The following is a 10,967-nucleotide window of genomic DNA, read 5'->3' as shown; positions in this document are numbered from 1 at the left end:
AGCGTGCGGGTGTCGGGCGGTCGGATGAGGGGTGTCGGCTCGTTCGCGGTCAGTCGTGCGAGCGGGAGACGTCGCTCGTTGGTTCGTACTCCATCTCCGTCGTGACCTGTTCGGCGATAGCGTCGCCGAACTCGCGGGCGACGATGTGGACGGCGAGGTCGAGGCCGCTGGTGACGCCGCCGCAGGTGAGGACGTCGCCGTCGTCGACGACGCGGGCGTCGCGGACGTCGGCGGTCGTGTCGCGGAGGTCCGTCTCGGCGGCGGCGTGGGTCGCCGCAGGTCGGTCGTCGAGGACGCCGGCCTTCGAGAGCAGCATCGCGCCCGTGCAGACCGACGCTATCGTGGCGCCGTCGGCGTGCAGGTCGGCGATGGCGTCGGGGATGGCGCCGCTGTCGTACTCGCGACGAACCCCCGGCGAATCGGGGTCGGTCCACCCGCCGCCCGGGACCAGGAGGAGGTCGAGGCCGCCGTCCGCGGCCGCGTCGAGCGTGGCGTCGGCGCCGACGCGGAGGCCGTGACTCGCCGTCACCTCGCTCGCGCCGTCGAGCGTGCAGAGCGTCGTTTCGAGGTCGGCACCGGCGTTCGCGGCGTTCTCGAGGACCTCGAACGGACCTATGGCGTCCAGTTCGTCGAACCCGTCGAACAACAGGATGGCGACGTCCATACCGACCCCTCGGTCGCCCGGCCCGTAGCGGTTGCGCTACTCGAGGTCGTCGATGTCCGCGAGGATCTCGTCGGCGTGCTCCTCGGGGTCGACGCCCTCGTACGCGAGTTCGACGGTGCCGTCGGCGCCGACGACGTACGTGTTCCGGAACACGCCGTCGAACGTGTTCCCGAACATCTCCTTCTCGCCGTAGGACTCGTACAGCAGCGACACCTCGCCCTCGGGGTCGCTCAGGAGTTCGAACGGCAGGTCGTAGTCGTTCGCGAACTCCGCGAGGTCGTCGACGTCGTCGTCGCTGACCCCGAGGACGGCGACGTCGCGCTCGCCGTAGTCGTCCCAGCGGTCGCGGAAGCTACACGCTTCGACAGTGCAGCCCTCGGTGTTCGCTCGCGGATAGAAGTACACGACGACGCGCTGGCCCGCGTAGGAAGAGAGTGCGACCGGCTCGCCGTCCTGGTTCTGGAGTTCGAAGTCTGGTGCGTCAGCGCCTGGTTCGAGCATACGAGTCCCGGCGCGGCGCGCGCAAAAGTGGATTTCGTTCTCGGTCGACTCGACCGGCGTCCCCGTGGGACCGATTCAGTCCAGGCGTTCGGCGGCGCCCTGCGAGACGAGGACGTCCGCGTTCTCCTCGGGGAGCGTGACGACGTCCTCGGCGGCGAGCGTGTACTCGCGCTCGTCCACGCCGAAGATCTCGCCGACGTTCTCCGTGACGCGTAGCGTCGCGCGCTCGTCGTCAGCGTCGGTCGCGTCGGCGGCCGTCGACCCGCTCGCATCGACCGCCCCGCCTGCGTCGGTCGCGCCGGGTGCGTCCGTCGCACGGTCGTCGCTGCTGGTCGGTTCGCGGCCCGTCGGCTCGTGGTCGCCCGCCTCGCCGTCGGCGGGTGCGTCGTCGCCGCCCATGAGGTCCGCCGCTGAGACGCGGTCCGCGCCGTCGGGGTCGGGCGCGTCCTCGTCGACCGGCGGTTCGTCGGCCACGTCCGCGACCGCTGCGGCCTCAGACCGCAGGGGGTCGTCGTCCACGCCAGCGCGCTCGTCGTCCGTCGAGTCCGCGTCCGCGTCGAGGCCGTCCTCGGGGTGCGGCACGTCCGCGGTCGTCGACGCCGCGTCCGCGCTCGCCCGCGACCCCGTCTCGCTCGACGCCGACGCGTCCCCGCCCGAGGCGGTCGCGTCGTCGCGCGCACCAGGCGCAGCGTCGCCAGCGATGACGTCCAGCATGTGCGTCTTGTTCTCCTCGATGCGCTCCACGAGGTCCGAGAACAACGCCTGCTCCTCGGCCGTGAGGCCGTTCACGTCGTTCGGGTTCGCCATCTCCGCCGACACGAGACTCGCCTTCTTCACGATCTTCCCGAGCCGACGCTCGTAGATCGCCTCCGCGGTGTCCTTCGCCGTCTCGATGTCGTTCGTGAGCTGCTGGACCTCCGGCGACCCGAACGGGTCCTCCGCGCGCTCGGCGGCGCGCTCCCGTTCGGCCTCCAGCTCCTCGACGTACGCCGCCACGTCCCCGTAGAAGGACTCGCGCAGCTGCTGGAGGTCGGACTTCTGTCGTTCCTTGCTCTGCGCGGAGCGGAGTTCGTCGATGTTCATTGCTTGGCGATCTCGGCGTGCCCGCGAGCCATCGCGAAGACGCCGACGTATTCCGGTACGGTCTCTGCGCCTGCCTCCAACGTAAATGTATCGTCGGCCAACTCGATGGTGACCGGCTCGGTCACCTCTATCGCGAGCGCGTCGTCGGATTCGTCGCCGAACACGGGCGATATCGCGTCCACGAGCGGCTCGAAGGCCGCGACGTCCTCGCGCGGGATGCGTTCGACCGTCAGGCCGGTGCCGCCGTGGAGGCTCCCCGGGAGGCGGATCAGGCGATTGATGTCCGTCGTCACCGGCTCGTCGATGGGTGCGGACTCCGCGTCGAACGTCTCCGCGGCCACCTGGCGCGCGAGCGTCAGGAACCGGCCGTGCACCTCGACGTTCCCCGCCGCTATCTGGTCGTAGTTCGCGTCGAACACCTCGACGAGCTTCTCGGCCGACCCTTCGCCGATGCCGTCGTACGCCTGGAGGCGCTCGCGTTTGTCCTCGTCGTCGTCCATCGCGCGCACCTCGTCGACGAGCGCGAGCAACCGGTCGTGGACGCGCTTGCCCCAGCCGCCCGTCGTCGACAGCGTCCGCTTCTCGGTGGGGTTCTCCAGGCCGATGCCGTCGACGAGTTCGCGGGCCAGGAGCGCGTCGAGGTCGAGGCCCTCGGCGAGGACGTACTCGACGATCTCGCGGCGGTCGCCGCGCCCGAGTTCGTGGACGCCGTCGTCGCGGACGTGGACGTGGTAGCCGCGACCGCCCGAGAAGACGACCGTGCAGTCCTCGAACCCGAAGTCGTCCTCGAGGACCGAAAGCAGGTCCAGGAGGGCGTCCTTGCAGGTCGCGAGCATCTCGCGGTACGTCGTCTCCTCGGGGTCGACGCCCGGGAGGTGGTCGGCGTCCAGGTCGAAGACGAGGTCGGTGCCCTGCCAGTCCTTCCGTCCCATCGAGTTCGCGGACGGGTCGCGGTACTGCGCGGCCGAGAAGTAGACGTGCTGGGGGCGTTCCTCGGTGAGGAACCGTCCGAGGTTCCCGACGTCCAGCCAGGAGCGATGACGGACCATCGTCGTCTGCGCCTGGGCGGTCCACGGGATGTACCCCCACTCGCGTTCGTTCGGCGCCGGTGGCGGCGACACCTCTGTCGCCTCGTAGTGGCGCTTGAACGCTCCGCGGAGGTACGCGACGGTTCGCTCTTCCATGCTTCGAGACCGTACTGGCGGCGGCGTCAAGAACCCACCGTTCGCGACCGACGAGGAACGACGACGGTGCGCGGCGCGCGTACCGCGCGGCGTCGAGTCCGTCGTCGTCGAGGCGGCGACACGCGCCGGGGCTTGAAAAACGGGCGTCGGTATCGCCAACAACCTCTATTAGTGCCGACTGGTACGTTCGGGGCATGAACTGGGACGGTCGGGTGACGGGGAACGGTCGACTGGGTCGCGTGGCGTTGACGGCGGCGCTCGTCGTGGTGGTGGCGGCGGCGCTCCAGCGGACGGCGTCGCGCGTGTTCGTCTCGAACTTCTCGCTCACGGGCCCCGACCTCTCCGCGCTGTTGCTGTTCGGGTTCCTGTCGGTGTGGACGCTCCCGGTCGCGCGCCGCCTGGGCTGGGAGCGCTCGCTGCGCGCGGCGGACGCGGTCCTGCCGTTCGCGGTCGTCGCGTCCGCGCTCGCGGACCCGGTGCTGGCGGGCGTCGGCGCGGTCCTCGCGCTGTCGCTTGCGACGCCGCTTCTGGTCGCGCTCGGTGCTCGCGACCCGGCGTTCCTCCCGGGACTCGCGGTCGGCGTGGCGACGATAGCAGCCGTCAGGGGCTGGCTCGGGACGCTCCCGGCGTACGCGACGCTCGGCGGGACGGCGCTGCTCGTCGGCGTCGCGTTCGTCGCCGGCGCGCTCGCGCTCCGCGAGGACGTCCCGGAGCCCGGCGCGTCAGCGGTCGCGTGGCTCGCGGTGTTCGCGCAGGGACTGTTCCTCGCGTTCCCGGCGGCGACCGCGGCCTGGGGCGGCCTCGGGTACGCGGAGACGGCGGTCGCGACCGTCGCCGGGGCCGTCCTCGGCGTGGCGTGGGTCGGGGTCGGGCGCGGGCTCGACGACCGGGCGGTGGTCGTGGTGGTGGTCGCGTTCGCGCTCGCGCTCGGGGACCTCGTGTGGGTCGGCCAGCTCGGGCCCGTCGCGGTCGTCCTCGTGCAGGTGACGTTCCTGCGACTCGTCGCCGCGGGCCTGCGCGACGACGGCGCGGGCTGGCTCGCGCTCGCGCAGGTCGTCGGCGTCGTCGCGGTCGTCTCGCAGGTGCTCGCGGCGAACTGGGCGTACGTCCCCGGTGGCGCCGCGCTGGCGGGCCACGCGCCCCTGTCGGCGTTCGCGCTCGCCGCGGCGCCCGTCGTCGCCGCCGTCCTCGTCGTCGCCCGCGGCGCCGCGGGCGTCGGCCGCGACCCGACCGAGCTCCCGGACGCGGCGCGTCGCGACGCGCTCGCCGCGCTCGCTCCCGGTGCGCTCGCCGCACTCTCGCTCGCGCCCGGGTCGCTCGACGCGGGTGGTGGCGACGACGCCGACCCCGAGGGCGCGCCGTACGACGTCCTGACGCTGAACGTCCACCAGTGGATCGCCGGCCGGAGTGCGGCCGCGAACTACCAGGACGTCCGCGCGCTTCTCGCCGAACACGACCCGGCCGTCGTCGGCCTCCAGGAGACCGAGGGCGGCCGGTACACGACCGGGAGCGCGAACCCCGTACGGTGGCTCGCCGACGAACTCGACTACCACTACGACTACGGCGTGCCGACGCGCCGCGGCGGGTACGGCGTCGCCGTCCTCTCGAAGTACCCCATCCTGCAGACGAAGGTCGTCTCGCTGCCCGTGCATCAGTCGCCGCCGCGGTGGGCGCTGCTCGCGACGCTCGACGCGCCCGACGGCGAACTCCAGACGGTCGTCACGCACTTCCAGACGGACGTCCCCGCTGACGACGAACAACTCGGCGAAGCCCAGACCGTCCTCGGCGAGCTGTTCACGGACGGCCACGAGCGCGCGGTCGTCCTCGGTGACTTCAACGTCCAACCGAACCAGGACCCCGCGTACGACCAATTGAAGCGCGACCTCACGGACGCCTGGACGGCCGCCGGCCACCCCGAGACCGGCGACGGCGGGACGTGGCCCGCCCACGACCCCAGACAGCGCATCGACTACGTCTGGCTCGAGGGCGACTGGACGGTGTCGCACTGTTCGCGCGTCGGCGACGCGACCGTCAGCGACCACCTCGGCGTGCTCGCGACCGTCGACCCCGGCGCCGAGAACTGACGGGCGCCTCGCGGGGTCTTGAACGCACGTCGGCGTTCGCGTGAACGCCTACCGACCTGGCGATGCCACACTGTCGCATGCAGATCACGGGCGTCACCCAGCACGACCTGAGTCACGCGCTCGAGGGCTCGTTCGAGCCGAACTGGATACCCGGCTATCCCCAGAGCACGCACGAGGTCGCGTTGTTCGAACTCGACACCGACACCGAGCACACGGGGTACGCGGCGAGCCCGTCGTTCGCGGGCGGCCTCCGCTACGACGGGCCGCTCTCGCTGTTCCTCACGGGCATGGACCCGCACGACGTCGACGCCGTCAGGCGGAAGCTCGCGAGCGTCGACCTCATCGGGCCGCGACCGTGGCACGTGCTGATGGCGCTCTGGGACCTCGTCGGGAAGGACGCCGGGAAGCCAGTGTACGAGCTGCTCGGTGGTTCCGGCGACCCGATTCCGGCGTACGCGAGCGCCGGGGAGGTCGGTGACGTCGACGACCGCCTCGCGTGGACGCAAGCGCGCGTCGACGAGGGCTTCGAGGCCGTGAAGCTCCGCATCGCGTCGCCCGAGGACGTCCGCATCGTCGAAGCGGTCCGCGAGTCGTTCCCGGACCTCGAGGTCGTGGTGGACGCGAACAAGGGCTGGGCGGTCCGCGTGATGGGTGAAGAGGAACGCTGGAGCCCGAAGACCGCGCTCTCGGTCGCGCGCGACCTCGAACCCCTGGATATCCGTTGGCTGGAGGAGCCGCTCCCCCGGCACGACCACGCGGCATACGCCGACCTCAGGGAGCGCACGGACGTCCCCATCGCGGGCGGCGAGTTCCTCGACGGCGTCAGCGAGTGCTACGACCTGCTGGACGCCGGCGGCGTGGACGTCATCCAGCCCGACGCCGCCATCGTCTCCGGCCTGCGGGGCGGCGTCGGCGTCGCGGCGGCGGCGCGCGAGCGCGGCGTCGAGTTCGTCCCGCACACGTGGACGAACGGCCTGGGGTTCGCGGCGAACCTCCACGTCATGGCTGCGGTCGACGCACCGTACTGCGAGTTCCCGATGGAGCCGCCGTGGACGCCCGACGCCCGGGACTTCCTGCTGGAGGAGACCTTCGAACTCGACGACGACGGTTGCGTGTCGCCACCGGACGGTCCCGGACTCGGCGTGACGGTGCGCGAGGAGGTGCTCGACGGATGAGTCCGGATACGACCCACGACCTCCCCGATGACGTCCTCGAGCGCCACCAGCGCATCGCCGACGAGGTGCTGTCCCGGGACAGCTACGACCTCCTGATAGATGGCGAGTGGGTGGCGAGCGACGGCGGCGAGCGCGCGGTGGCGCGGGACGCGACGACCGGTGGCGCGCTCGCCGAGTACTGGGCGGGGTCGCGCGAGGACGTCGACCGCGCGGTCGGCACCGCGAAGTCGTCGTTCGAGGGGAAGTGGGGCGAGCAGTCGCCCGTGCAGCGCGGCGAGTACCTCGAGGAACTCGCGGACCGCGTCAGCGACGAGAAGACGCGGCTCGCGCGCCTGGATTCCCTCGAGGTCGGGAAGCCGAACAAGCACTCGCTGTTCGTGGACACGACCGTCGTCGAGGACCAGCTCCGGTACTTCGCGGCGCTCGCCCGCACCGCGGACGAGGGGCGACGGCCGCCGTCGAGTTCGGACAAGCACGTCTACACGCGCGAGGAGCCGTACGGCGTCGTCGGCGCGGTCGGTGCGTGGAACTTCCCGGCGATGTTCGTCGCGTGGAAGCTCGGCCCCGCACTGGCGGCGGGGAACACGGTCGTCTACAAGCCATCGAGCAGGGCCGTGCTGTCGACGCTCGCGCTCGCCGAGCTCGCGAACGACGTCCTCCCGCCGGGCGTCGTGAACGTCGTCACCGGCGCGGGGAGCGAGGTCGGGGACGCGCTCACGGGCCACGAGGCCGTCCGGAAGGTCTCCCTGACGGGTGGGGCGACCGCGGGCCGGAAGGCGATGGAGAACGCCGCCGCCGACGCGACCCCGGTATCGCTCGAACTCGGTGGCAAGAGTCCCAACGTCGTGTTCCCGGACGCGGACCTCGACCAGGCCGTCGAGGGCGCGGTCGTCGCCATCCTCTTCAACCAGGGCCAGCAGTGCACCGCCGGCTCGCGGCTGTTCCTCCACGAAGCGATCCGCGAGGCGTTCCTCGAGAAGCTCGCGGCGCGCGTCGCGGAGATCGAGGTGGGTGACCCGTTGTCGCCGATGACGGACGTCGGCCCGATGGTCGACCCCGAGCACGCCGACGGCGTGCGCGAGTACGTCGACGCGGCGCGCGAGCAGGGCGCGACGGCGCGCATCGAGGCGCCCGTGCCCGACGAGCTCGCGGCCGCGCCGTTCGTTCCGCCGGTCGTCTTCGAGGGCGTCGACGACGACGACCGCGTGGCGCGCGAGGAGGTGTTCGGTCCGGTGCTGTCGGTGTTCGAGTTCTCGGAGACGGACGCGGTCGTCGAGCGCGCGAACGACACCGCGTTCGGGCTGGCGGCGGGCGTGTGGACGACCGACCTCGAACGTGCACACGAGGTCGCGGCCGACCTCGAGGCGGGCACGGTCTGGGTGAACACGTACAACGACCTGTTCGACCCCGCGCCCCACGGCGGATTCAAGGCGTCGGGTATCGGCCGCGAGCTGTCGAAGGAGGCGATGGACGCGTACCGGCAGTCGAAGACGGTGAAGATCAGTCTCGGCGGCATCCCGAACCTCGGCTGAATCGACTGTCGGAGTGCTGTCCGGTTCGTGGGTCGATCAGCCGCAGCACCAGCCTTATTTCTCATTATTTTCTATGAAAGATTTATGGGCTGGGGCGTGCTGCGTTCGCGTATGCGAGCAGCCGTCTTCCAGGGGGTCGAGGAGCCCCTCGAGGTCGAGGAGGTCGACGAACCGGACTGTCCCGAGCACGGCGTCGTCGTCGAGACGGAAGCCTGCGGTATCTGTCGGAGCGACTGGCACGCCTGGCGCGGCGACTGGGACTGGATCGGCGTCGTGCCGACGCCCGGCCTGATATTCGGCCACGAGCCCTGCGGCCGGGTCGTCGAGGTCGGCGACCAGGTCCAGACCGTCAGCGAGGGTGACCTGGTCACGAACCCGTTCAACCTCGGCTGCGGGCGCTGTCACCACTGCCGGAGCGGGCGGTCGAACGTCTGCGAGCGCTCCGTTCCGATGGGGTTCATCCCCATCCAGAAGGGCGCGTTCGCGGAGTACTACAGCGTCCGCGAGGCCGACCAGAACGTCGTCGTCCTCCCCGACGACGCCGACCCGACCGCGGTCGCCGGCCTCGGCTGTCGGTTCGCGACCGCGTTCCACGGCCTCGTCCACCGCGTGGACGTCACCGCCGGCGACTGGGTCGCCGTCCACGGCTGCGGCGGCGTCGGCCTCTCGGCCGTGCACGTCGCGGACGCGCTCGGCGCGAACGTCATCGCCGTGGACCTCGACGAGACGAAGCTCGACCGCGCGCTCGACCTCGGCGCCGACCGGACCGTGGACGTCACCGCCGTCGAGGACGTCCCGCAGGCGGTGAAGAAGCACACGGAGAACTCCCGCGGCGTCGACGTCTCCGTGGACGCGCTCGGCATCGCGGACACCGTGCAGAACTCCGTGAACAGCCTCGGGAAGACCGGCCAGCACCTCCAGATCGGGATGACGACGAGCGAGGAGGGCGGCGAGGTGAGCCTCCCCGTGGACACGATGGTGACGGACGAACGCGAGTTCTACGGCTCCTACGGGTGCCCGCAGGTCGAGTACGACGAGATATTCCGGATGATGGACACCGGGAAGCTCGACCCGGGCCGCATCGTCGGCGAGACCGTGAGCCTCGACGACGTCCCGGGGGTCATCGAGAACCTCGGCGACTACGACACCGTCGGCATCCCCGTCTGCACCGAGTTCTAGGGCGACGACGCCGACTCCGCCGACTCCGACGCCTTCACGTGCCGGTACTGTGCGACGAGGAGCCCGACCGCGCTCGCGATGGTGATGACGGCACTCACGAACGCGATGGCGCCGTGGACGGGGACGCCGGCGACCGTGCGAACGGGGACGCCGGTCCCGAACACGCCGACGAGCGCGCCGAGGACGATACCGAACATGTAGCGCTGCCTTTGCATCTACACGGCCCTACGACCGGGAGGTACAAGAACGGGTCGCGTGTTTCCGGTTCCCGAGAACGGACCGTCGCGTCCGCAGCCTCGCCGGCGGTGGGCTGTCCAGACGCACTTGAAGAGGCGTCGGCGTTCGGGGAAACGACGACGCTCGCGGCCGACGATGGCCGGGTATGGCGATAACGCTCCCCGACGAGGCCGACGAGTGGATCCAGGCGTGGCAGGACGAACTGAACGCGAGCGACGCGTACAGCGACGCCGGCAGCGGGTGGGGCGAGGGGTTCGACGGGTCGTTCCTCTTCCACATCCGCCCGGACGGCGAGTACGACGGCGAGGACGTCTACCTCTACGTCGACCTCGAGGACGGCGAGTGCACGGCCGCGGAGCGGGTCGCGGGCGAGGACGCCGTCGAGTGGGGGTTCGCGTACCGCGGCGACTACGCGGACTGGAAGGCGCTCGTGCACGGCGAGCTCGGCGCCATCGACGGCCTGATGTCCGGGAAGTTCGACCTCGACGGCGACATGCAGAAGGTCCTCCAGTACTCCGAGGCCGCCATCGTGATGACGGAGAACGCGGCGGCGGTCGACACCGAGTTCGCGCACTGACCCCGCCAGGTGGGCGCCTAGGAACTGGCTTCGACGGGCTGGCCCCCGGAGGCGAGGGATTATGCCGGTGCCGGCGAGAGGAGTGGGCATGAAGGCGGTGGGACTCAGGCTCAGGCCGGAGGAGGGGGCGTTCCCGGGCGTCGACCGGGCGCTCGCTCGCGCCGTGGACGTGACCCGCGAGGACCTGTCGAACCTCGAGTGGCTGGACGACGGGACGTACCTCCTCCTCTACCGGTTGCGCGCGGACGGCCGGGAGGCCATCGAGGCGGTGCTCGCGTCCCACGAGGAGGTCATCGAGTACGACGTCGTCGAGAGTGCGACCGGGACGTTCGCGGCGTTCGTACACGTCGAGGAACGCCCGTCGCTGTCGGCGCTCCTGGCGCTCGTCGACGAGCACGCACTCTTGCTCCAGCAGCCGTTCTCGTTCGACCCGGACGGCGTCACCGTCACGGTCGTCGGGTCCGGCGATGCCCTCCAGGGGGCGTTCGCGGACGTCGGCGAGGAACTCCCCGTGGACGTCGAGTGGACGGGCGAGTTCGAACCGGACCGGGACTCTGCGCTCGCACGACTCACGAGCCGCCAGCGCGAGGCCTTGCGGGCCGCGTTCGACCTCGGGTTCTACGAGACGCCGCGCGCGGCGAGCTACGAGGAGATCGGCGAGACGCTCGGGTGTGCGCCGTCGACCGCGAACGAGCTCCTCCGGCGCGCGGAGGCCGCGCTCGTCGCGGGCGTCCTCGACTGACCGGGTCTC

General features: G+C 71.2%; 11 protein-coding genes. 6 read left to right on the top strand and 5 right to left on the bottom strand.

Annotated elements, in window-relative coordinates:
• Positions 1-49: 49 nt before the first annotated feature.
• The 4 genes from LI336_RS17530 to priS all read right to left on the bottom strand — a co-directional run bounded on the left by LI336_RS17530 (position 50) and on the right by priS (position 3,432).
• On the bottom strand, positions 50-664 hold the full coding sequence (locus LI336_RS17530; RefSeq protein ID WP_227134456.1) for a DJ-1/PfpI family protein: 615 nt from the start codon (positions 662-664) through the stop codon (positions 50-52).
• Positions 665-700: 36 nt separating this feature from the next.
• The gene (bcp, locus tag LI336_RS17525) at positions 701-1,165 is read right to left on the bottom strand and encodes a thioredoxin-dependent thiol peroxidase (RefSeq protein WP_227134455.1); all 465 of its coding nucleotides are present in this window, start codon (positions 1,163-1,165) and stop codon (positions 701-703) included.
• 75 nt (positions 1,166-1,240) lie between these two features.
• Entirely contained in the window at positions 1,241-2,248 is a 1,008-nt protein-coding gene (locus tag LI336_RS17520) for a DNA replication complex subunit Gins51 (protein ID WP_227134454.1), read from the bottom strand.
• Positions 2,245-3,432: a DNA primase small subunit PriS gene (gene priS, locus LI336_RS17515; protein ID WP_227134453.1), complete on the bottom strand. Its 1,188-nt coding sequence runs from the start codon at positions 3,430-3,432 to the stop codon at positions 2,245-2,247. The genes LI336_RS17520 and priS overlap by 4 nt, the downstream gene beginning before the upstream one ends.
• 194 nt (positions 3,433-3,626) lie before the next feature.
• Here priS and LI336_RS17510 point away from each other — a divergent pair, with 194 nt between their 5' ends.
• The 4 genes from LI336_RS17510 (at position 3,627) to LI336_RS17495 (ending at position 9,402) form a co-directional block, all read left to right on the top strand.
• Entirely contained in the window at positions 3,627-5,516 is a 1,890-nt protein-coding gene (locus LI336_RS17510) for an endonuclease/exonuclease/phosphatase family protein (protein WP_227134452.1), read from the top strand.
• 77 nt (positions 5,517-5,593) lie between these two features.
• Positions 5,594-6,691, top strand: a complete 1,098-nt coding sequence (locus LI336_RS17505; RefSeq protein ID WP_227134451.1) for a mandelate racemase/muconate lactonizing enzyme family protein — start codon at positions 5,594-5,596, stop codon at positions 6,689-6,691.
• A complete protein-coding gene (locus LI336_RS17500; protein WP_227134450.1) occupies positions 6,688-8,223 on the top strand; it encodes an aldehyde dehydrogenase family protein in 1,536 nt (511 codons plus the stop codon). Before LI336_RS17505 ends, LI336_RS17500 begins: the two co-directional genes overlap by 4 nt.
• Before the next feature lie 111 nt (positions 8,224-8,334).
• Positions 8,335-9,402: a zinc-dependent alcohol dehydrogenase family protein gene (locus LI336_RS17495; protein ID WP_227134449.1), complete on the top strand. Its 1,068-nt coding sequence runs from the start codon at positions 8,335-8,337 to the stop codon at positions 9,400-9,402.
• On the opposite strand, the gene LI336_RS17490 is transcribed toward LI336_RS17495, so the two are convergent.
• Positions 9,399-9,617 carry a hypothetical protein gene (locus LI336_RS17490; RefSeq protein ID WP_227134448.1) on the bottom strand — a complete coding sequence of 73 codons (219 nt, stop codon included), beginning with the start codon at positions 9,615-9,617 and terminating at the stop codon, positions 9,399-9,401. The two genes, LI336_RS17495 and LI336_RS17490, sit on opposite strands and share 4 nt — an antisense overlap.
• A 167-nt stretch (positions 9,618-9,784) precedes the next feature.
• Between LI336_RS17490 and LI336_RS17485 the strand changes: the two genes are divergently transcribed.
• Both LI336_RS17485 and LI336_RS17480 read left to right on the top strand, forming a co-directional pair.
• On the top strand, positions 9,785-10,216 hold the full coding sequence (locus LI336_RS17485; RefSeq protein ID WP_227134447.1) for an SCP2 sterol-binding domain-containing protein: 432 nt from the start codon (positions 9,785-9,787) through the stop codon (positions 10,214-10,216).
• Positions 10,217-10,304: 88 nt separating this feature from the next.
• Entirely contained in the window at positions 10,305-10,958 is a 654-nt protein-coding gene (locus LI336_RS17480) for a helix-turn-helix domain-containing protein (RefSeq protein ID WP_227134446.1), read from the top strand.
• Positions 10,959-10,967: the final 9 nt, after the last annotated feature.

The organism is Halorubellus salinus, from assembly GCF_020567525.1.
Taxonomy (GTDB): Archaea; Halobacteriota; Halobacteria; order Halobacteriales; family Natrialbaceae; genus Halorubellus; species Halorubellus salinus.
Note: the sequence above shows the minus strand (reverse complement) of the source record. Positions and strands in the feature narration are given on the sequence as shown.

Excerpts from the sequence above, each read along its gene's own strand:
- LI336_RS17530 (WP_227134456.1), bottom strand. The coding sequence starts at position 664 with ATGGACGTCGCCATCCTGTTGTTCGACGGGTTCGACGAACTGGACGCC.
- bcp (WP_227134455.1), bottom strand. The coding sequence starts at position 1,165 with ATGCTCGAACCAGGCGCTGACGCACCAGACTTCGAACTCCAGAACCAG.
- LI336_RS17520 (WP_227134454.1), bottom strand. The coding sequence starts at position 2,248 with ATGAACATCGACGAACTCCGCTCCGCGCAGAGCAAGGAACGACAGAAG.
- priS (WP_227134453.1), bottom strand. The coding sequence starts at position 3,432 with ATGGAAGAGCGAACCGTCGCGTACCTCCGCGGAGCGTTCAAGCGCCAC.
- LI336_RS17510 (WP_227134452.1), top strand. The coding sequence starts at position 3,627 with ATGAACTGGGACGGTCGGGTGACGGGGAACGGTCGACTGGGTCGCGTG.
- LI336_RS17505 (WP_227134451.1), top strand. The coding sequence starts at position 5,594 with ATGCAGATCACGGGCGTCACCCAGCACGACCTGAGTCACGCGCTCGAG.
- LI336_RS17500 (WP_227134450.1), top strand. The coding sequence starts at position 6,688 with ATGAGTCCGGATACGACCCACGACCTCCCCGATGACGTCCTCGAGCGC.
- LI336_RS17495 (WP_227134449.1), top strand. The coding sequence starts at position 8,335 with ATGCGAGCAGCCGTCTTCCAGGGGGTCGAGGAGCCCCTCGAGGTCGAG.
- LI336_RS17490 (WP_227134448.1), bottom strand. The coding sequence starts at position 9,617 with ATGCAAAGGCAGCGCTACATGTTCGGTATCGTCCTCGGCGCGCTCGTC.
- LI336_RS17485 (WP_227134447.1), top strand. The coding sequence starts at position 9,785 with ATGGCGATAACGCTCCCCGACGAGGCCGACGAGTGGATCCAGGCGTGG.
- LI336_RS17480 (WP_227134446.1), top strand. The coding sequence starts at position 10,305 with ATGAAGGCGGTGGGACTCAGGCTCAGGCCGGAGGAGGGGGCGTTCCCG.